Annotated in this window: 21 protein-coding genes; 4 read left to right on the forward strand and 17 right to left on the reverse strand. The window is 65.6% G+C overall.

Going from position 1 to position 18,554, the window contains the following annotated elements:
- Positions 1 to 20 precede the first annotated feature (20 nt).
- From purL to purC, 4 genes are all read right to left on the reverse strand, one after another.
- Complete coding sequence (gene purL / locus ACO07I_RS24610; RefSeq protein WP_422018368.1) at positions 21 to 2,240, reverse strand: phosphoribosylformylglycinamidine synthase subunit PurL; 2,220 nt, start codon at positions 2,238 to 2,240, stop codon at positions 21 to 23.
- A gap of 61 nt (positions 2,241 to 2,301) precedes the next feature.
- The gene (gene purQ / locus ACO07I_RS24615) at positions 2,302 to 2,994 is read right to left on the reverse strand and encodes a phosphoribosylformylglycinamidine synthase subunit PurQ (RefSeq protein WP_422012102.1); all 693 of its coding nucleotides are present in this window, start codon (positions 2,992 to 2,994) and stop codon (positions 2,302 to 2,304) included.
- A 148-nt stretch (positions 2,995 to 3,142) separates the two neighbouring features.
- Complete coding sequence (purS, locus tag ACO07I_RS24620; RefSeq protein WP_422012104.1) at positions 3,143 to 3,385, reverse strand: phosphoribosylformylglycinamidine synthase subunit PurS; 243 nt, start codon at positions 3,383 to 3,385, stop codon at positions 3,143 to 3,145.
- Between the two features lie 9 nt (positions 3,386 to 3,394).
- A complete protein-coding gene (gene purC, locus ACO07I_RS24625; RefSeq protein WP_422012106.1) occupies positions 3,395 to 4,159 on the reverse strand; it encodes a phosphoribosylaminoimidazolesuccinocarboxamide synthase in 765 nt (254 codons plus the stop codon).
- Between the two features lie 140 nt (positions 4,160 to 4,299).
- Between purC and ACO07I_RS24630 the strand changes: the two genes are divergently transcribed.
- Positions 4,300 to 5,421 (forward strand): ferritin-like domain-containing protein, encoded by a 1,122-nt coding sequence (locus ACO07I_RS24630; protein ID WP_422012108.1) that lies wholly within the window; start codon positions 4,300 to 4,302, stop codon positions 5,419 to 5,421.
- A 113-nt stretch (positions 5,422 to 5,534) separates the two neighbouring features.
- Here ACO07I_RS24630 and ACO07I_RS24635 read toward each other — a convergent pair whose 3' ends face one another.
- From ACO07I_RS24635 to ACO07I_RS24680, 10 genes are all read right to left on the reverse strand, one after another.
- Positions 5,535 to 6,596 carry an ABC transporter substrate-binding protein gene (locus tag ACO07I_RS24635; RefSeq protein WP_422012110.1) on the reverse strand — a complete coding sequence of 354 codons (1,062 nt, stop codon included), beginning with the start codon at positions 6,594 to 6,596 and terminating at the stop codon, positions 5,535 to 5,537.
- 5 nt (positions 6,597 to 6,601) lie between these two features.
- Positions 6,602 to 6,925: a hypothetical protein gene (locus tag ACO07I_RS24640; RefSeq protein ID WP_422012112.1), complete on the reverse strand. Its 324-nt coding sequence runs from the start codon at positions 6,923 to 6,925 to the stop codon at positions 6,602 to 6,604.
- Positions 6,926 to 6,928: 3 nt separating this feature from the next.
- Positions 6,929 to 7,687, reverse strand: coding sequence for an ABC transporter ATP-binding protein (locus ACO07I_RS24645; protein WP_422012114.1), 759 nt, complete (start codon positions 7,685 to 7,687; stop codon positions 6,929 to 6,931).
- Positions 7,684 to 8,448 (reverse strand): ABC transporter permease, encoded by a 765-nt coding sequence (locus tag ACO07I_RS24650; RefSeq protein WP_422012116.1) that lies wholly within the window; start codon positions 8,446 to 8,448, stop codon positions 7,684 to 7,686. The genes ACO07I_RS24645 and ACO07I_RS24650 overlap by 4 nt, the downstream gene beginning before the upstream one ends.
- A 41-nt stretch (positions 8,449 to 8,489) precedes the next feature.
- Entirely contained in the window at positions 8,490 to 9,266 is a 777-nt protein-coding gene (locus ACO07I_RS24655; protein ID WP_422012118.1) for an ABC transporter permease, read from the reverse strand.
- The gene (locus tag ACO07I_RS24660; RefSeq protein ID WP_422012120.1) at positions 9,263 to 10,045 is read right to left on the reverse strand and encodes a FadR/GntR family transcriptional regulator; all 783 of its coding nucleotides are present in this window, start codon (positions 10,043 to 10,045) and stop codon (positions 9,263 to 9,265) included. Before ACO07I_RS24660 ends, ACO07I_RS24655 begins: the two co-directional genes overlap by 4 nt.
- A 288-nt stretch (positions 10,046 to 10,333) precedes the next feature.
- Entirely contained in the window at positions 10,334 to 11,038 is a 705-nt protein-coding gene (locus ACO07I_RS24665; protein WP_422012122.1) for a class I SAM-dependent methyltransferase, read from the reverse strand.
- 6 nt (positions 11,039 to 11,044) lie between these two features.
- The gene (locus ACO07I_RS24670; protein ID WP_422012124.1) at positions 11,045 to 12,091 is read right to left on the reverse strand and encodes a glycosyltransferase family 2 protein; all 1,047 of its coding nucleotides are present in this window, start codon (positions 12,089 to 12,091) and stop codon (positions 11,045 to 11,047) included.
- Positions 12,092 to 12,113: 22 nt separating this feature from the next.
- The gene (locus ACO07I_RS24675) at positions 12,114 to 12,647 is read right to left on the reverse strand and encodes a hypothetical protein (protein WP_422012126.1); all 534 of its coding nucleotides are present in this window, start codon (positions 12,645 to 12,647) and stop codon (positions 12,114 to 12,116) included.
- The gene (locus ACO07I_RS24680) at positions 12,644 to 13,495 is read right to left on the reverse strand and encodes an FAS1-like dehydratase domain-containing protein (RefSeq protein WP_422012128.1); all 852 of its coding nucleotides are present in this window, start codon (positions 13,493 to 13,495) and stop codon (positions 12,644 to 12,646) included. Before ACO07I_RS24680 ends, ACO07I_RS24675 begins: the two co-directional genes overlap by 4 nt.
- Positions 13,496 to 13,607: 112 nt before the next feature.
- Between ACO07I_RS24680 and ACO07I_RS24685 the strand changes: the two genes are divergently transcribed.
- Positions 13,608 to 13,934, forward strand: a complete 327-nt coding sequence (locus ACO07I_RS24685; RefSeq protein ID WP_422012130.1) for a DUF1476 domain-containing protein — start codon at positions 13,608 to 13,610, stop codon at positions 13,932 to 13,934.
- Positions 13,935 to 14,036: 102 nt separating this feature from the next.
- On the opposite strand, the gene purB is transcribed toward ACO07I_RS24685, so the two are convergent.
- Positions 14,037 to 15,362, reverse strand: a complete 1,326-nt coding sequence (gene purB / locus ACO07I_RS24690; RefSeq protein ID WP_422012132.1) for an adenylosuccinate lyase — start codon at positions 15,360 to 15,362, stop codon at positions 14,037 to 14,039.
- A gap of 53 nt (positions 15,363 to 15,415) precedes the next feature.
- Between purB and ACO07I_RS24695 the strand changes: the two genes are divergently transcribed.
- The gene (locus tag ACO07I_RS24695; protein ID WP_422012134.1) at positions 15,416 to 16,213 is read left to right on the forward strand and encodes an HAD family hydrolase; all 798 of its coding nucleotides are present in this window, start codon (positions 15,416 to 15,418) and stop codon (positions 16,211 to 16,213) included.
- A 2-nt stretch (positions 16,214 to 16,215) separates the two neighbouring features.
- Here ACO07I_RS24695 and ACO07I_RS24700 read toward each other — a convergent pair whose 3' ends face one another.
- Positions 16,216 to 16,857 carry a family 16 glycoside hydrolase gene (locus tag ACO07I_RS24700; protein ID WP_422012136.1) on the reverse strand — a complete coding sequence of 214 codons (642 nt, stop codon included), beginning with the start codon at positions 16,855 to 16,857 and terminating at the stop codon, positions 16,216 to 16,218.
- A gap of 117 nt (positions 16,858 to 16,974) precedes the next feature.
- On the opposite strand from ACO07I_RS24700, the gene ACO07I_RS24705 reads away from it, so the two are divergent.
- Entirely contained in the window at positions 16,975 to 17,847 is an 873-nt protein-coding gene (locus tag ACO07I_RS24705; RefSeq protein WP_422012138.1) for a fumarylacetoacetate hydrolase family protein, read from the forward strand.
- Positions 17,848 to 17,911: 64 nt separating this feature from the next.
- On the opposite strand, the gene ACO07I_RS24710 is transcribed toward ACO07I_RS24705, so the two are convergent.
- Positions 17,912 to 18,544, reverse strand: coding sequence for a TetR/AcrR family transcriptional regulator (locus ACO07I_RS24710; RefSeq protein WP_422012140.1), 633 nt, complete (start codon positions 18,542 to 18,544; stop codon positions 17,912 to 17,914).
- Between the last annotated feature and the right edge of the window lie 10 nt (positions 18,545 to 18,554).

The following is an 18,554-nucleotide window of genomic DNA, read 5'->3' on the forward strand; positions in this document are numbered from 1 at the left end:
GACGATCCTTCTCTTTGGCCTCAGACGGCGCTGTTCATGTAGCCGGGGAGCCAGTTCTCGTGGGCGTCCCGCAGCTCCTGGAGCAGCAGGGCGAGCAGCCCGTCGACCGTGATGTCCGGCCCGCCGGAATACCCCAGCAGCACAGCCGGCACCCCGGCCTTGCGGGCCGCCTCGACGAGGGCCGGGCCGTCGTCGGTGGCGATCAGGTAGCGGCCCTGGTCCTCGCCGTAGAGATAGGCGTGGGGGGCGACGTCGGTCGCCGGCAGCTTGATGCAGGCGCCGGTGTCGCCCGACAGGCACATCTCGGCGAGCGCCACGAGCAGGCCGCCGTCGGACAGGTCGTGGCAGGCATGGACGCGGCGGCCAACGATCTCGCCGCGCACGAAGTCGCCGTTGCGGCGCTCGACGGCGAGATCGACCGGCGGCGGAGCGCCTTCCTCGCGGCCGTGCAGCTCGCGAAGATAGATCGACTGGCCGAGCCAGCCCTTGGTCTCGCCGATCAGGACCAGCGCGAGGCCGGACTGGACGAGGCGCGAACCCGCGGACGTCGCGATGTCGTCGATCACGCCCACCGCGCCGATGGTCGGAGTCGGCAAGATCGGTCGGCCTTCGGTCTCGTTGTAGAGCGAGACGTTGCCCGACACGACAGGGAAGTCGAGTGCGGTGCAGGCTTCCGCCATGCCCATGATGGCGCCGGCGAACTGGCCCATGATCTCGGGCTTCTGTGGATTGCCGAAGTTCATGTTGTCGGTGACGGCGAGGGGGCGGGCGCCGACGGCGGTGATGTTGCGCCATGCCTCGGCCACGGCCTGGCGGCCGCCGGTCTCGGGATGGGCCTGCACGTAGCGCGGCGTGCAGTCAGAGGTCATGGCGAGGCCCTTGTGGCTCGCGGGCTTCGGCGCCCCCGGTACGCGCACGAGCGCCGCGTCGCCGCCCTGCGGGCGGATCGCCGTATTGCCCATGATGAGATGGTCGTACTGGTGCCAGATCCACGCCTTGCTCGCGAGATCGGGGCAGCTCATCAGGGTGAGCAGCGAGGCCTTCCAGTCGGTCGGCGCGGGCACTTGCGAGGCGGCCAGTTCGGGCGGCAGCGGCGTCAGGGTCCACGGCCGCTCGTACATCGGCGCCTCGGTGACCAGCGGCGGAATCGGGATGTTGCCCACCACGTCGCCGTGCCAGGTGAGCACCATGCGCTCGGTGTCGGTCAGGTGGCCGATCACGGCGAAGTCGAGTTCCCACTTCTCGAAGATCGCGCGCGCCTCGTCCTCGCGGCCGGGCTTGAGCACGATCAGCATGCGCTCCTGGCTCTCCGACAGCATGAGCTCATAGGGATTCATGCCGGTCTCGCGCATCGGCACCTTGTCGAGCTCCATGACGAGGCCCAGCCCGCCCTTGGCCGCCATCTCGAACGAGGAGGAGGTGAGGCCGGCCGCGCCCATGTCCTGGATGGCGATGATGGCGTCGGTCGCCATCAGTTCGAGGCAGGCTTCCAGCAGCAGCTTCTCGACGAACGGGTCGCCGACCTGCACCGTCGGGCGCTTGCTCTCGCTGTCCTCGTTGAACTCGGTCGAGGACATGGTGGCGCCGTGGATGCCGTCGCGACCGGTCTTCGAGCCGACGTAGACCATCGGATTGCCGATGCCGGCGGCGGCCGCATAGAAAATCTTGTCGGTGGCGGCCACGCCCACGGTCATGGCGTTGACCAGGATGTTGCCGTTGTAGGCGGCATGGAAGTTGGTCTCGCCGCCCACGGTGGGAATGCCCATGCAGTTGCCGTAGCCCGCGATGCCGGCCACGACGCCCGACACGAGGTGGCGGGTCTTGGCATGCTTCGGGTCGCCGAAGCGCAGCGCATTGAGGTTGGCCACCGGCCGCGCGCCCATCGTGAAGACGTCGCGCAGGATGCCGCCCACGCCCGTCGCCGCGCCCTGGTAGGGCTCGATGTAGGAGGGATGGTTGTGGCTCTCCATCTTGAAGATGGCGGCCTGGCCGTCGCCGATGTCGATGACGCCGGCATTCTCGCCCGGGCCCTGGATGACCCACGGGGCCTTGGTCGGCAGTTTCTTCAGCCAGACCTTGGAGGACTTGTAGGAGCAGTGCTCGCTCCACATGGCCGAGAAGATGCCCAACTCGACCATCGTGGGCGTGCGGCCCATGATCTTCAGCAGGCGCTCGTACTCGTCCGGCGCCAGCCCGTGCTCGGCCACGATCTGCGGGGTGATCTCGGGCTCGTTCGGCAGCTTTACGGGCGGGTTCTTTTCCGGGGCGACGGTCACGACACGTCCTTCATCAAAGCGGGCCTCACGAAAGCGCCTCGACCATGCCCTCGAACAGGGCCTTGCCGTCGGTGCCGCCGAACATCGGCTCGATCGCATTCTCGGGATGGGGCATCAGTCCCAGCACGGTCTTGGTGTCATTGAAGACGCCGGCGATGTTGCTGCTGGAGCCGTTGGGGTTGCCGCGGCCATCGACGATCGAGCCGTCGGGGCCGCAGTAACGGAAGGCGATCTGGCCGCGATCCTCGAGCCGCTTCATCGTATCGGCGTCGGCGAAATAGTTGCCCTCGGCATGGGCCACCGGCACCTTGATCACCTGGCCGGCCTGGTAGCGGTTGGTGAACAGGCTCTGGCTGGTCTCGACCCGGAGGTGGACGTCGGCGCAGACGAACTTGAGGTGCGAGTTGCGCATCAGGGTGCCCGGCAGCAGTCCCGCCTCGGTCACGATCTGGAAGCCGTTGCAGATGCCCAGCACGGGCACGCCCTGCGCGGCGCGCTTCTTGACCTCGGCCATCACCGGCGACTGCGCCGCCATCGCGCCGCAGCGCAGATAGTCGCCGTAGGAGAAGCCGCCGGGGACCACGATCAGGTCGACCTTCTCGAAGTCGCCGTCGCCATGCCACACCATCTGCGGCCGGCGCCCTGTGACCAGCTCGATCGCCTGCGCCACATCGCCTTCGCGATTGGAGCCGGGAAAGACCAATACAGCTGCTTTCATCTCCGTCCGTCCCTACCTGCAAGGCCCTCACCCAGAGGAGCGCGCGCAGCGCGCGTCTCGACGGGGCGGCAACAAAGGCGGTGCGCGTTCCCATCCTTCAAGATGCGGTCCGGCGGACCGCTCCTCTGGATGAGGTTCTTCGGCTTCATCAGCCCACCAGCTCGATCGAGTAGTTCTCGATCACCGTGTTGGCGAGCAGCTTCTTGCACATCTCCTCGACACGGGCCTTGGCCTTGGCCTTGTCGATTTCGGCGAGCTCGAGCTCGATGAACTTGCCCTGGCGCACGTCGCCGACCTCGGGGAAGCCCAGCCGGTTCAGCGAATGCCCGATGGCCTTGCCCTGGGGGTCGAGCACGCCGTTCTTGAGGGTCACGTGGACTCTGACTTTCATGTCGCCTCTTTACTGCAGCGTGGTGGGGCCGCGCACGTCGCCCGGTCCCTGGTCGATGAGGATGCCGAGGCGCCGTGCCACTTCCTGGTAGGCTTCCTCGACCTTGCCGAGGTCGCGGCGGAACCGGTCCTTGTCCATCTTCTCGTTGGTCCTGAGGTCCCACAGCCGGCACGAGTCCGGGCTGATCTCGTCGGCCAGCACGATGCGGACCATGTCGTCCTCGTAGAGGCGGCCGAACTCGATCTTGAAGTCGATCAACTTGATGCCGCAGCCGAGGAACAGGCCGAACAGGAAGTCATTCACGCGGAGCGTCAGGGCCACGATGTCATCGAGGTCCTGGGGGGTCGCCCAGCCGAAGGCGGTGATATGCTCCTCGGTGACCATCGGGTCGCCCAGCGCATCGTTCTTGTAGAAGAACTCCATGATGGAGCGGGGGAGCTGCGTGCCCTCCTCGACGCCGAAGCGCTTGGCGAAGGAGCCGGCGGCGACGTTGCGGACCACGACCTCCAGCGGGATGATCTCGACCTGCCGGATGAGCTGCTCGCGCATGTTCAGCCGGCGGATGAAATGGGTTGGCACGCCGATTTCCCCGAGCTTGGTCATCAGGAACTCGGAGATGCGGTTGTTGATCACCCCCTTGCCGGTGATGATTCCCTTCTTCTGGTTGTTGAACGCGGTGGCATCGTCTTTGAAGTACTGGACGATCGTCCCGGGTTCGGGCCCCTCGAACAAGGTCTTGGCCTTGCCCTCGTAAATGCGGCGACGGCGGGACATGTCTCACTCCTGCGCGGGCGATGCGGCTCGCCCGCCTGTCGGGCGGAATATGGCGGAAACGCCATGCTCCGGTACTGGGGAAAAATCCATTGAAAAAGGTGACGGGGTCGTCATATTGACTGTGGAATAGGAGGCCTCACATGGCCCAGCAAATCACTTACGACAAGGCCTATGACACGGTCGGGCGCGAGGATTTTCCGGCCATGCTGGATGTTCCCCGCTACGGGCGACGCACGGATGCCTTTGACGGCATCATTTCGGCCACCCACGACCATTTCTGGGACCCGTTCGACAAGAGCTATATCGACTTCGACCAGCCCTTCGACATGGCAAAAACGCCGATTATGCCGCTGGACACGGTCGTCGAACTGAAAAGCGCGGTGGCGGACCGCCTGGACGAGGGCCAGAAGATCGGCCTCGGCAACGATGTCATGCACTGGTCGATCTCCAACCTGCTGCACGGCGAGCAGGGGGCGCTGTCGCTGTCGGCCAGCCTCTGCCACATCCTGCTCGACCCCGGCGCCCAGGAATACGCCGCCAACCAGGCCCGCGAGGAAGCGCGCCATGTCGCAGGGTTCACGCGCTATATCGCCCGTCGCTGGGGGGCGCCCCTGCCGGTCGGCAAGACCATCGCCACGGTTCTCACCGACCTGGTGACCACGGATGAGGTCTACAAGAAGATCGTCGGCATGCAGATGCTGATCGAAGGAATCGCCATGGGCTCCTTCGCGACGCTCAACGCCAAGACCAACGACCCGGTGCTGCGGCGGCTGGTCCAGCTGGTGATGAGCGACGAGGCCTTCCATCACCGCTTCGGCCGGATCTGGGCGTCCCGGACCATCCGCCATCTCAGCGAGGACGAGCACAGAAAGGTCGAGGACTGGGCGGCCCAGATCTTCCAGACCCTGCTGTTCAACCTCATCAACGCCGAGCAGAAGCAGGTCATCTACGCCAAGTACGGGCTCGACTGGCAGTGGGTGCGTGATGCGATGAAGGAGGTCTTCACCGACGAGGACCGTCGCGCCAACCTGAAGGAAGGCACCAACATCTTCCGCGTCCTGATCAAGACACTCCTCCATGCCGGCATCATCACGTCCCGCACCGCGCCGCTCTACGGCGTCTGGGTCGACATGAAGGAACTCGAAGCCGAGGGCGACGGCATCCCCGGCGACATCGTCGCCGAGGAAATGATGGTGACGCTGCGCGAGATCAACGCGAAGCGGAAGCGCATCGGCTCGAAAGACACGGTGGTCGCGGGCTAGATTACGTCCTGCGAAGCGCGGCAACCCAACCCAGCCGCTAAACGGAGTCCAACTTCCGGCGACGGTCGAGGAGGTTGCCGCGCATGCACTACAGCATGCGCGGCAACTCCGGTTCAGGGCTTGAACACGTAGCCCGGAGTGATGGCCACGTCCGCAGGAATGGGCTGCAGGTCGGAAAACAGCTCCGGGTAGGTCTTCATCACGCTGAGGATGAACTTCGGTTCGATGTGCTTGTTTACATCGAACACCGTCTTGATCACGCCCAGCCGTTGCAGCGTGTCCTGGGCCTTCCACAGCGCACGATAGTTGTGAGCCGAAATGCGCCGGTCCACCTGCTGGATATTGTACTGCATGGCAGTCTCTGCCACGTCCAGCTTCAGCCCGGGAATCCAGCGCGTCCCGATGGCGGCTGCTTGCTTGGGATTCTTGCGCATCCACTGATCGGCCTCCGACACGGCCGCCAGGAACTTCTCGATCGTCGGCCCATTCTTTTCCACCCAGGGCCGCAACGCGATGTTGAAGCCGAGGTAGGAGATGACATCGCCGCCGCGGATCACTTCGATCGCGCCTGGTACGTCCTTCATGGCGATCACCGGGACCGGGTCCCAGCACACAAACGCATCCACGCCCTTGGCCAGCAGCGCCACGCTCATTTCCGGCGGCGGCGTATTGACGAGGGTGACGTCGGATGGCGTGAGGCCAGCCTTCTCGAGCAAGCCAAGGATATACAGATGATTGATGGTGCCGAACGAAGTGCCGATCTTCTTGCCCTTGAGGCTCTTGAGATCACCCTTGACGATACCCGAGTCCTTGCCGGCGATCAGCGCGAGTGTCGCATCAGAGCCGAGTTTGGTGGCGTTGCCGCTGAAGTTGCCAAAGAACACCAGATCCATGCCACGCAGGATGGCGCCGATGGCCGGCACGCCGGCCTGCACCATGTCGGTCTCCCCTGCCTGCAAGGCATTGAGCGCATCGACGCCGGTGGCGTAGGGGCGCGCGATGGTCACATCGAGCCCGTATTTCTCGAAGAAGCCGCGCTCGAGTGCGATCGGCAGCGCCAGCATGTCGACGGCGGCAACCATGCCGACCTTCAGTTTTACCGGATCCTTGGCCTGCGCCAGTGCCGACAGCGGCAACAGTAACAGGGCAGCGAGCAGTGTGATGATCCTTGGCATTCCGCTTATCCTCCCGGTTGAAGCGGCTCGACGCGCGTAACCCAGTAAGGACGGGCGATGGTCGCGAGGTCCGCTCGTTTCACTCCTCGAACTTCCACGGCGTTGTCTTGTGTCCCAGAGACCCTGCCGTAGGTCTGGAACAGCTGAACGTGGAAGCGCTCGGGTGGAAACGGCAGGGTAATCAGTACGTTGACCTTCTCGGGGCCAGGAGAAAAGTCAGCGATCTTGTGCGGGGCGGCGATCGTCAACCAGAGCTGCCAGGCCAGATAGCAGACCACGACGGCCAGCAGGATATGCGTCTTTCGCGACCTGAGGGCGTCGTTCAACATATGTCAGGCCGAGCGCACGAGTTGAAGAACGCGCGCTGACAGTTCCTTGAACCGCGCGTCGTCGTTCAACGCGTCCCAGGAGCGCGGCCGGGGCAAGTCCACGGCAATCTCCTCGAGCACACGTCCTTTGGACAGGGCCACGACCCGATCGGCGAGAAACACCGCTTCGCCTACGTCGTGAGTGATGAAAATCACCGTAGGACGCTTCTCCTGCCAGATCCGGGTGAGTTCCTCCTGCAGCGTCATGCGGGTCTGGGCGTCGATGCTCGCGAACGGCTCGTCCATCAGCAGCACATCCGGCTCATTGGCCAGCGCACGAACGACACCCACACGCTGCTGCATGCCGCCCGACAGTTCGGCGGGATAGCGTCTGGCCGCCTCGGTCAGCTTGGCAAGGGCCAGATATTCATGCGCGATCTTCTCGCGCTGTGCCTTGCCGACGCCGCGCATCTTCGGGCCGAAGGCGACGTTTTCGAGCACGGTCCTCCAGGGGAAAAGCGCGAACGACTGAAACACCACGCCACGGTCGGCTCCTGGCCCCTTCACCGGCCGGCCGTCGAGCAGGATCTCGCCACCTGTGTATGGAAGGAAGCCCGCGATCATGTTCAGGATGGTGGTCTTACCGCAGCCCGACGGCCCGACGATCGAGACGAACTCGCCCTGCTGCACGCTCAGCGATACATCGTGGACGGCCGTGACATTGGTGCCGGCATAAGGGTCGAAGTAGGTCTTCGAAAGATTGCGGATGGTCAGATTCTTCATCGCGTCACCAATCCCCAGCGCTGTCCGGTGGCGCGTTCGATAGGCGCCAGAATCCAGCCGTCGACGATGTACCAGAGGATACCGAGGATGATCATGCCGAGCAGGATCTCGACGACCGAGCCGGCGCGGCGCGCATCGAACATGAGAAATCCGATTCCGCTGGTACCGACGATGATCTCGGTTGCGATCAGCGCACGCCATCCGTAGCCGAGCCCATTGCGCAGGCCCGTCATGATGCTGGGGAGCGCGCCGGGCAGGACCACTTCCCAAAGAATGCGGGTACGCGAGGCACCAAGGCTTTGCGCCGCACGATACATCGTGGTCGGAATCGAACGAACGCCCAGCACCGTGTTGAGGATGACCGGGAAGATGACCGTGTAGACGATGACGACGGTCATGGTGGTAAGCCCGTAGCCGAACCAGATCACCAGGATAGGCAGCCAGGCGATGTCGCCAATAGCCTGGAAAAACAGCAGGGGCGGCCAAAGCGCAGTATGCGCCCGCGAGCTGAGACCCACCAACATGCCGAGGGGGATGCCAATCGCGATGCCCCAGAAGGCGCCGACGGCGAGCCGTACCATGCTATCCTGCAGATACTCCGGCAGGATGCCGGTATAAACCAGCGAACCGAACGAACGCACGACGTCCACCGGTCCCGGCAGGAACACGCGTGGAAATATCTCCAGCTCGGTGACGATCCACCAGACGGCGATCAAGAGAGCGAACGGAGCGATCGCACCGATGGACGGCCAGCGCGCCATCAGGCGTACGCAACGGCTCCATAGCCCGAGAAGAAAGGACCTCATGCGCGCTGCACCATGCCCCAGCGCTCGATGGTCGCGCGCTCGACCGGTGCAAGGAGCAGCCGATCGAGCAGCAGCCAGAGAACGCCGATCACGATCATGCCGAGCACGATCACCTCGGTCTTGTAGAAATCGCGCGCCACGAACAGCATGTAACCGAGGCCGACGTTGGTGGCGATCATCTCCGCGGCGATCAGCCCGCGCCAGGCAAAGCCCAAGCCGGTGCGTATGCCGGTGACGATGTGGGGGAGGGCGCCCGGCAGGAGCACCTCGGTCAACATTGCCCATCGCCCCGCACCGAGTGATGCGGCGGCATTGCGTACGGGCAAGGGGATCGTCGAGACGCCGAGCAGTGTGTTGTACGTCACGATGAAGAACACGGCATTGAAGATGACGAAGGTGATGGCGCCGAAGCCGTAGCCGAACCACAGTGTCGCGATGGGGATCCAGGCAATGCCCGCCAGCACCGAGAAAAACCGCAGCGGGGGCGTCAGAAAGCTCGAAAAAACCGGGCTGACGCCCATGGCGATGCCCAGGGGAATGGCGACCAACAGCCCAAGCACTGTGCCGACAGCGACGCGCAGCAGGCTCGCGCCGATGTGCTGGATGAGCGTACCGTCCTGGACTCCCTCGATCCCGGCTTGGACCACGGCGCCAAGCTGAGGAAGCAACCGGGGATTGACGTCGAAGTACGGGACGAGGATCGCCCAGAGAACGAGCAGGACGGCGAAGGGAGCGCAGAACCAGAGCGCCGAGGTGATGCTGCGTCGCATCATGCTTGACTCGGAGTGCGGCGGCCGCCCGGGCGACCGGCTCGGCGCCGCGCGCCGACTTTGGGTTTGGACAGATGGGCCTGGGTGTAACCAAGGACCTGCTCCATCGCTTTGCGGGCCTTTGTGACGTCCCGTTCTTCGATGGCCCGCGCGATGGCGGCATGGTTGGGAAGATTGCCATCGAACCAGCCATCGACGCTGTCGACGGCGACCACGAACACCGCGCTCAGAATCGTGTCGATCGCGCCGCGAAAGCCCTGCAATACCGGATTGTGCGTAGCGTCGAGAATGGCGAGGTGAAACGCCTTGTCTGAGGCCGTTGCGGTGGCCTGACTGTCCGAGGCTTCCATCGCGGCGAGGGCCACGTTGATCCGCAGCAGGTCCGCCCTGGTGGCGCGGGTGGCTGCGAGCGCGGCGGCGGCTGGCTCAATGATCGAGCGGACTTCCTGAACGGCCAGCAGCAACTCGCGGTCGGGATTTTCCTGTCCCACGAGCCAGTTCAACACGTCGCGATCGAGCAGGCTCCAATCGCGACGCGGCAACACGCGGGTGCCGTGGCGTGGCCGGACGCTGACGAGCCCTTTTCCCGCCAATGTCTTGATCGCCTCACGAACCACGCCTCGGCCGACGCCGAGGCGGCTTTCGAGATCGTATTCGGGCGGTAGCACGGCGCCGGCCGGAATGATCCCTTGCGCGATCTCGCGGCCAAGTGTCGCCAGCACGGTGTTGATCCGGCCCGGCTTCGAACGCTTTTCAACGGATTTGACGGGCTTGGTAGGCAAGATCAGTTCGCTCCCGGCCGCTGGCTCTTTGGCCGGCTGGCAAGCTCAAACCATACACTGATCTGAAGGCGGTGCAATCATCCGATGTTAAATATCCGATGAACGAAACTCGGCCGTGTGGTGATGAGAAATCACAGGCAGGCGGCGTCCGACGCTGCGGTGCAACGCCGCGTTGCAGCAATGGACGCCGGCCGCAGCTTGAGTTCGTTTGGCGCAAACAAACTACAGCAACTCAGGTGTTGTCGCGCGCGATCGATAGTCTCTCCAATACCCTGAGGGCGAATTCCTTCAGGGTTTTCGTGCGAGCACGAAGCAGGAGAGGCCGGCCAGGCGGTTGAGCGGGAATAGCGGGAGTTCGGCGGCGCAGATTGCGGTGAGGAGGGCGTTCGTGAGGGTGCCCTGTTTCTTCAGGCTGCTGCGCGGTTCCGTCGTGTTGCGGTCGGCGAGGCGCACGGCGGCCGCCAGCGGAAAGACGAAGCCGAAATAGTAGCTGCCGCGCACGATCTCGAGCCCGGCCTCCTGTAGGACGGACTCGATCGCGGGCAGGCGGTAGCGCCTCTTGTGCTCGAGGAACACGTCGTGGCCGCTCCACAGGAAGTCGAAGGCGGGCACCGTCACCAGGAAATGCGCGCCGTCCGGCACCTTGCCGGCGTAGTGGCGAACGAGCCCCCGATCGTCGTCGACATGCTCGAGCACGTCCATCATCAGCACGAGGTCGCAATCGGTCGGTCCGGTGTCGCGGCGATAGCGCACGGGCTTTCCGCCCACGCTGTCGTCGCGGTCCGCCGGATAACCGATGTCGACGCAGAGCGCGCTCCCGGCTGACGTGCGTTCGAGCAGATGGCGCGAGAAGAAGCCCGAGCCGGCACCGACGTCGAGTAGGCGCTTCGGGGCCAACGAGGCCACGGCGCGGCGCAGCGCGGCGGCCTTGGAGCGGTAGTACCAATGGTTGCCGATGCCGGCGCCCAGTATGTCTTCTTCCTTGAGATCCATCGACGGTCAGGGCTTCGGCGGCTCGGTCGTGCCGTCCTCGTAGACGCCCTCGACGATGTAGATCGGCCGGCCCTTCACCTCGACGAACAGGCGGCCGAGATACTCGCCGATGATCCCGAGCGACAGGAGCTGGATGGCGCCCATCAGCAGGACCGCGATCAGCAGCGAGGCGTAGCCCGGCGTGTCGACACCGAAGATGAGCACGCGGGTAATGATGAACAGGGCGTAGAGCACCGCCACGATGGCGATCACCAGGCCGACATAGAACCAGGCGCGCAGCGGGGCGGTCGAGAAGCTCACCACGCCGTCGATGGCGAAATTCCAGAGCCGCCAGAAATTGAACTTGCTGGTGCCGGCCGCGCGCTCGGGCCGCTCGTAGGGCACGCCGACCGCGTTGAAACCCACCCAGGCGAACAGGCCCTTCATGAAGCGGTTGCGCTCGGGCAGCTGGCGCAGCACCTCGACGGCACGGCGGTCGACCAGCCGGAAATCGCCGACATTGGGCGGGATGCGCACCGGCGACATCGAATTGAACACCCGGTAGAACCAGCCGGCCGAAACGCGTTTGGCCGGCGTGTCGGTGTGGCGGGCCGTCCGGACGCCGTAGACGATGTCGTAGCCCTCGCGCCAGCGCGCGACGAAGGCGGCGATCAGTTCCGGCGGATCCTGCAGGTCGATGTCCATCGGGATCAGCACGTCGCCGCGGGCATGGTCGATGCCGGCGGTGAGGGCGGCTTCCTTGCCGAAGTTGCGCGACAGGTTGACGATGCGGAGGCGCCCGTCGAGGCGGCTGCGCTGGAACAGCCGCGCGAAGGTGCTGTCGCGCGAGCCGTCGTTGACGAATACGATCTCGAAGCGCAGGCCGTCGCGCTCCAGCAGCGGCACCGTGGCGGTCAGGAAGACGGCGATCGACTCTTCCTCGTTGAACACCGGCACGACCAGCGACAGAAGCGGATCCATAGGGCGCCGCGCCCGCTGGACCGCAAGCTGGTGCGCGAGCGCCGTGTCCTTGTCGAGGCTGCCGTCGGAGACGAAGGGGAGGGAGTCTGGCACGACGGACGGGTCCGCGAGAGGATCAGGCCACGGTTTCGACGTTGCCGTTGAGGTCCATGATTCCCAGCTCGACGATGAGCTGAGGCTGGCGCTTGTTGGCCTGGTCGCGGAAGGCGCGCAGTCCCTGGCCCAGCATCTCGGTCTCGAAGGCGCGGTCGGTCTTGATGCGGTTGCCATAGGCGAGGGCTGCGGCGCCGCAGTCGCGATGGGCCATGCCGATCAGGCGCTTCACGTTGTGAAGCTGGACCGAGATGTCGAGATTGGCCTCCCAGGCGGCCCGCCATTCCTGGAAGATCGGCGCCACCGCGGCGATGGGGCCACCGGCGATGTTGAACTGGCTGTACTGGTTCTCCCAGCCGCGTGAGGACATGTACTTCCAGGTGTAGGTCGTGAAGCGCGGATCGATGCACTTCATCAGCATCGCCTCGTAGGCATCGCCGGCGGCCAGCGCCGGGCCGGCGACCGAGAGAGCGGCGGCGCCGAGACTGAAGCCGAGCAGGTTGCGGCGCGAGAGGGCGGCGAGGCAGCCGCAGCCGGAATGATGCATGTGGGTCATCGGAAGGTGGCCTTGCCCTGTTGTGCGAGACCGCCGTTGGGATCGGCGATCCATGTTGTGATCGAGCCGTCCTGTTCGCGGCGGCCGTGTACGCCAAGCGCTGCCCCGCCGAACACCGGCGACAGGGCACGGAACTCGTAACTGCGGACAACCTTACCCGGGTTGGAGCGGCGCGCCAGTTCGATCTGCAGCATGCCCATCAACGGCCCGTGCACGATCAGCCCGGGATAGCCTTCGACGCCGGTCACATAGGGCTGGTCGTAGTGGATGCGATGGCCGTTGAAGGTGAGGGCGGAAAAGCGGAACAGCAGCACCGGGTCGGCCAGGACGGTGCGCGTCAAGGTGGCGTCGGCCGGCGCAGGACGGGGCGGCTTCGGCGCTTCGCCCGGCTTCGCCGCCTCGCGATAGACGATGTCGTGCTCCTCGACGAAGGAAATGCCGCGCGGACCCGAAATCGTGTGCTTCACGGTCACGAACACCATCGAGCCCGTGGAGCCCGACTTCGGTTCGACCGACTTGATCTCGGACAGACGATGGATCGTGTCGCCGACGCAGATCGGCTCGCCGTCGAAGGAGAAGCGGCTGCCGGCCCACATGCGGCGCGGCAGCGGCACCGGCGGAAGGAAGTCGCCGCGCTCGGCATGGCCGTCCGGGCCGATCTTCGACTGCGGCGCGACCTCTAGGAAGTAGAGCCAGTGCCAGAGCGGCGGCAGGGGATCGCCGTTCTTGGGGTCCGGATCGCCCTTCTCGTCGAAGGTGGCGGACAGGGCGCGGACCGGGAAAGGAGCGGCCAGGTCATCCAGCGACTGCGTCCGGCCGATCCAGTCCTTGAGTTTTTCCAGCGACATCTCGGGTTTCCTCTCTGCAGGCGTGACACTGCCACTGCGAACGCAGGGTGGAAAGACGGTGTCGCGGTCGCTATATACCGCCCCAACGAGACAAGCCCAACCGGAGCGGCCGATGACCACGTTCGACGATCGCGAGAAAGCCTTCGAAGCCAAGTACGAGCACGACGAGGAGCTGAAATTCAAGGTCAACTCGCGCCGCAACAAGCTGCTGGGCCTGTGGGCCGCCAGCCTGATGGGCAAGACGGGCGCCGATGCCGAGGCCTATGCCAAGGAGGTCGTGATGGCCGACTTCGAGAAGCCGGGCGATTCCGACGTCGTGCACAAGCTGATGACCGACCTCGCCGCGGCCGGCAAGCCGACGGACGAGCACGCGATTCGAAAGGAGTCGCATCGTCTCGCCGACGAAGCCAGGCAGCAGATCATGACCGAGGTCCGCTAAGGGACTTTGGTACTCTTTTCTCTCTCCGACCGAGGGAGAGGCCGGGCAGGGGGGGCGGCGCAGTGCCAGCCCCCTTCCTCCCGGCTCCGCGCTTCGCCGGGGTTAGCCGAACACCCGCTTGAAGATCGTGTCGACGTGCTTGGTGTGATAGCCCATGTCGAACAGCGCGGTGAGTTCGTCGTCGGCCAGGAATTCGCCGATTTCCTTGTCGGCCCGGCAGAGCGCCAGGAGCGAGGCATTGCCGCGCCAGGCGTCCATCGCATTGCGCTGGACGGCGGCGTAGGAGGCCTCGCGGCTCATGCCCTTCTGCGTCAGCGCCAGCAGGATGCGCTGGGAGAAGACGAGGCCGCCCAGCGAATCGAGATTGGCCTTCATTCGGTCGCCATAGATCACGAGCTGCTCGACCACGCCGGCCATGCGGTTCAGCGCGAAGTCGAGCGTGCCGGTGGCGTCGGGCGCGATGTAGCGCTCGGTCGAGGAGTGCGAGATGTCGCGCTCGTGCCACAGGGTCACGTTCTCCAGCGCCGGGATCACCGCCGATCGCACGACGCGGGCGAGGCCGGTGATGTTCTCGGCCAGTACCGGATTGCGCTTGTGCGGCATCGAGGACGAGCCCTTCTGGCCCGCCGAGAAGAACTCCTCGGCCTCGCGCACCTCGGTGCGCTGCAGGTGGCGGAACTCGGTTGCGAGGTTCTCGAGCGACGAGGCGACGACGCCCAGGGCCGCGAAGAAGGCGGCATGGCGGTCGCGCGGGATCACCTGCGTCGACACCGGCTCGACCGCGAGGCCGAGCTTCCGGGCCACGTGCGCCTCGATGCCGGGATCGACGTTGGCGAAGGTGCCGACCGGTCCGGAAATGGCGCAGGTCGCGATCTCGGCGCGGGCCGCCACCAGCCGAGCGCGGTTGCGCAGGAAGGCCGCGTAGTGGCCCGCGAGCTTCACGCCGAAGGTCGTGGGCTCGGCATGGATGCCGTGGCTGCGGCCGATGGTGAGCGTGTCCTTGTGCTCGAAGGCCCGCTTCTTCAGCGCGGCGAGCAGCCGGTCGACGTCGGCCAGCAGCAGGTCCGCCGCCTGGGTGAGCTGCACGGCGAAGCTGGTGTCGAGCACGTCGGACGAGGTCATGCCCTGGTGCACGAAGCGCGATTCCGGGCCGATGAACTCGCCCAGCCAGGTCAGGAAGGCGATCACGTCATGCTTGGTCACGCGCTCGATCGCGTCGATCTTTTCGACATTGCCGGCCGGATCGCTCTTGAGCGCTTCCATCGCCTTGGCGCCGCCGTCCCAGATGGCCTGGGCGGACGCCTTTCGAATGATGCCGGCCTCGGCCATGGCGTCGCAGGCATGCGCCTCGATCTCGAACCAGATGCGGAAGCGGTTCTCAAGGGCCCAGATGGCCGCCATCTGCGGCCGTGAATAGCGCGGGATCATGGCCGGGCTTTTAGCGCCGAAGGGGCTCCGCCGCCATGTTAGTAGTGCGTCCCATGGAACCGCTCGAGAACTGCCCCCGTGAGATCCTCGCCGCCGTGCGCGGCGTGCTCACCGACATCGACGACACCGTCTCCAGCGACGGAACGCTGACGGCCGAGGCCTATGGCGCCCTGCAGGCGCTGAAGCGGGCCGGTCTCCTCGTCGTGCCGGTCACCGGCCGGCCGGCGGGCTGGTGCGATCATATTGCACGCTTCTGGCCGGTCGATGCCGTGGTCGGCGAGAACGGCGCCTTCTGGATGTGGCACGACCGCGGCCAGAAGCGCCTGCGCACCCGGTTTATCCAGTCAGAGGAAGAGCGCGCCGAAGGCCGGCGCCGGCTGGACGGAGTGCGGGCGGAGATCCTGCAGGAAGTCCCCGGCGCCGGGATCGCCTCCGACCAGCCCTATCGCCTGGCCGACCTGGCGGTCGATTTCTGCGAGGACGTGCCGCCTCTCCCGCCCGCCGAGGTCCGTCGCATCGTGGCCATCTTCGAGCGCCACGGCGCCCACGCCAAGGTGAGCTCGATCCATGTGAACGGCTGGTTCGGCGACTACGACAAGCTCACGACCAGCCTGACCATGATGCGCGAACTGTTCGGTATCGACCTGGCGGCCGACAAGGCGGCTTACGTGTTTTCGGGCGACTCGCCCAACGACGCGCCGATGTTCGCCTATTTCCCCAACGCGGTGGGCGTGGCCAACGTCGTGGACTTCGCCGACCTGCTGGCGCACCGGCCACACTGGGTCACGTCGGGCCGCTCGGGCGCCGGCTTCGTCGAACTGGCAAAGGCGCTGCTGGCGGCGCGCGCCTGATTTCAGCGCGGCGCCGCCGGAGCCGCCGTCGGCGGGGGTGGAGGGCCGATTAGCAGCGAGCCATAGTGGGTCACGCTGTCGCCTTGGCTCCACACGCCCACGGGCCCGGCCTGGACCAGCGTCCGGTCGTTGACGCCGAACAGCGGCTTGCCGTCGAGCGCCACCTCGATGCGATCATTGACGGCGATGACGCGCAGCGAATGCCACTGGCCGAGCGTCACCGGCGCATCCTTCATGCCGAGCTGGCTGCGCTTGCCCTTGTCCATGCGGTAGAGGCGGACCGTGTTGTCGCGGGCATTGGCGCGCACGACGTAATAGTCGTTGGCGCTCTGGGCGCGGAACATGAAGCCGGCCACCTGGTCGCGTGACCCCGAGATCGGCTTGAACCGCAGGGTGGCGTCGAAGTCGCGACCGGATGCCTGCTCCGCGATGCAGAGCGGGAAGCGCTGGTCGGTCGCATCGGGCTCGCTCTCGACCAGGGCCCAGCCGTCCGGCCCGTCAGGATCGGCGACGGCGCGCCAGTCGGCCGGCCGGCCGATGCCGGTCTTGCCCTGGGTGCAGCCGACGCGGCCGTCCGGCGTCGTGAGCGGTACGACGAGCTGCGCCGAGGCGGGCAGGGCGGTGAACAGGAGAGGAATCAGCAAAAGGAGGAAACGCATCGGCGGAGAGTAGCAAAAAACGCGGCGTGCTTGACCGAAGATGCGGGAGGGACGAGTTTACGCACGGCCGTATTTCGGACGAATTCTTCAAGGGGGAAATTCATGCGTCTTTGCACTATCCTGAGCGGCGGAAAACCCGCCGTCGGCGTTAAACTGGGCGACGGCAAGATTGTAGATCTTTCCAAGCAGATGCCGCGCGGGCCGAAGTCGGTCGTGGAAATCCTGTCGGGCGGCAAGAAGCTCCAGCAGGCGGTGCTCAAGGCCTGCGCCAAGCCCAAGGCCGGCGCCACCGTCTCGGAGAAGTCGGCCAAGTACCTGCCGCCGATCCCGGCGCCGGGCAAGATCCTCTGCATCGGTCTCAACTACCGCAAGCATGCCGAGGAGACCGGCAGCCCGATCCCGACCTATCCGGTGGTGTTCACGCGCTTCAACAACACGCTGGTGCCGCACAAGGGCAAGATGCTGTCGACGACGCACTCGAAGGAATTCGACTGGGAAGCCGAGCTCACCATCGTGATCGGCAAGAAGTGCCGCAACGTGCCGAAGGAGAAGGCGCTCTCGGTGATCGCGGGCTACGCCTGCTTCAACGACGGCTCGATCCGCGACTGGCAGCGCAAGTCGGGCGGCCAGTTCACCCTGGGCAAGAACTTCGACGCAACCGGCGGCTTCGGTCCCGACATCGTGACGCCGGACGAGCTGCCCAAGGGCGCCGCGCCGCTGCGCATCATGACCCGCGTGAACGGCGTCACCATGCAGGACAGCAGCACCGACGACCTGATCTTCGACGTGCCGACCCTGGTGCACGAGCTGAGCAAGTGCATGACCCTCGATCCGGGCGACATCATCATCACCGGCACGCCCTCGGGCGTGGCGATGGCCCGCAAGCCGCAGCCCTGGCTGAAGCCGGGCGACGTCTGCGAGGTCGAGATCGAGGGCATCGGCATCCTCAGCAACACGATCGCCCAGGGCGCGTAAGCGCTCGGGCCGGGCCTGCAACGATCAACGGCGGCTCCGCAAGGCGCCGCCGTTTTTCTTTGCGTCAGCGCCGGGGCAACTTGTCGAGGCCGCCGAGCACCAGGTGAGTCGCGAATTCGGCGGCGGCGGCGGGGTCGACCGGGTCGCGGGCAACCATGACCATCGAGATCTCGAAGGCGATGCCGGACATCGAGGCGCCGAGATAGGAGACGTCGACATTGGGCAGGATACCCTGCGCGATGGCGGTGCGGATGTCGTCGTTGAGCGCCGTGGCCAGCGCCCGGACATCCGGTTTGTCGAGCAGCGTTCGCACGGCGGTGAAGCTCGATCGCGCCAGGGCCAGCAGCTCGGGGTCTTCGGCGAGGTAGTTGAAGTAGGCGGCATAATGCTCGCGTACGAATTCTTCGGCGGTTGTGGCGCGGCCGCGGCCCTGGCGATGGCGCTGCAGCAGGACGCTTGTCAGCTGGCCAACCACCGCCTCGAAGATCTCGTCCTTGTCCTTGAAGTAGTTGTAGAAGGTGCCCGAGGCGAGGTCGGTGCGGCGCACGATGTCGCGCACGCTGGCGGCCCCATAACCCATTTCGGCGAACACGGCGCGCGCGGCCTTGAGCAGCGCTATGCGGTTCTCCGCCTTGTTCTGCTCGCGCCGTCCCGCCCGCTCGCTGCGATGGGGGAGGGGGGCTGTTCCGTCGTTCATCTCCGGCGCT

Origin of the sequence: Reyranella sp., assembly GCF_965227665.1 — a bacterium.
Classification (GTDB): domain Bacteria; phylum Pseudomonadota; class Alphaproteobacteria; order Reyranellales; family Reyranellaceae; genus Reyranella.

What these genes read in the sequence shown, in the direction of transcription:
- purQ (WP_422012102.1), bottom strand. Translation starts at nt 2,994, where the DNA reads ATGAAAGCAGCTGTATTGGTCTTTCCCGGCTCCAATCGCGAAGGCGAT.
- purS (WP_422012104.1), bottom strand. Translation starts at nt 3,385, where the DNA reads ATGAAAGTCAGAGTCCACGTGACCCTCAAGAACGGCGTGCTCGACCCC.
- purC (WP_422012106.1), bottom strand. Translation starts at nt 4,159, where the DNA reads ATGTCCCGCCGTCGCCGCATTTACGAGGGCAAGGCCAAGACCTTGTTC.
- ACO07I_RS24630 (WP_422012108.1), top strand. Translation starts at nt 4,300, where the DNA reads ATGGCCCAGCAAATCACTTACGACAAGGCCTATGACACGGTCGGGCGC.
- ACO07I_RS24635 (WP_422012110.1), bottom strand. Translation starts at nt 6,596, where the DNA reads ATGCCAAGGATCATCACACTGCTCGCTGCCCTGTTACTGTTGCCGCTG.
- ACO07I_RS24640 (WP_422012112.1), bottom strand. Translation starts at nt 6,925, where the DNA reads ATGTTGAACGACGCCCTCAGGTCGCGAAAGACGCATATCCTGCTGGCC.
- ACO07I_RS24645 (WP_422012114.1), bottom strand. Translation starts at nt 7,687, where the DNA reads ATGAAGAATCTGACCATCCGCAATCTTTCGAAGACCTACTTCGACCCT.
- ACO07I_RS24650 (WP_422012116.1), bottom strand. Translation starts at nt 8,448, where the DNA reads ATGGCGCGCTGGCCGTCCATCGGTGCGATCGCTCCGTTCGCTCTCTTG.
- ACO07I_RS24655 (WP_422012118.1), bottom strand. Translation starts at nt 9,266, where the DNA reads ATGATGCGACGCAGCATCACCTCGGCGCTCTGGTTCTGCGCTCCCTTC.
- ACO07I_RS24665 (WP_422012122.1), bottom strand. Translation starts at nt 11,038, where the DNA reads ATGGATCTCAAGGAAGAAGACATACTGGGCGCCGGCATCGGCAACCAT.
- ACO07I_RS24675 (WP_422012126.1), bottom strand. Translation starts at nt 12,647, where the DNA reads ATGACCCACATGCATCATTCCGGCTGCGGCTGCCTCGCCGCCCTCTCG.
- ACO07I_RS24680 (WP_422012128.1), bottom strand. Translation starts at nt 13,495, where the DNA reads ATGTCGCTGGAAAAACTCAAGGACTGGATCGGCCGGACGCAGTCGCTG.
- ACO07I_RS24685 (WP_422012130.1), top strand. Translation starts at nt 13,608, where the DNA reads ATGACCACGTTCGACGATCGCGAGAAAGCCTTCGAAGCCAAGTACGAG.
- purB (WP_422012132.1), bottom strand. Translation starts at nt 15,362, where the DNA reads ATGATCCCGCGCTATTCACGGCCGCAGATGGCGGCCATCTGGGCCCTT.
- ACO07I_RS24695 (WP_422012134.1), top strand. Translation starts at nt 15,416, where the DNA reads ATGGAACCGCTCGAGAACTGCCCCCGTGAGATCCTCGCCGCCGTGCGC.
- ACO07I_RS24705 (WP_422012138.1), top strand. Translation starts at nt 16,975, where the DNA reads ATGCGTCTTTGCACTATCCTGAGCGGCGGAAAACCCGCCGTCGGCGTT.
- ACO07I_RS24710 (WP_422012140.1), bottom strand. Translation starts at nt 18,544, where the DNA reads ATGAACGACGGAACAGCCCCCCTCCCCCATCGCAGCGAGCGGGCGGGA.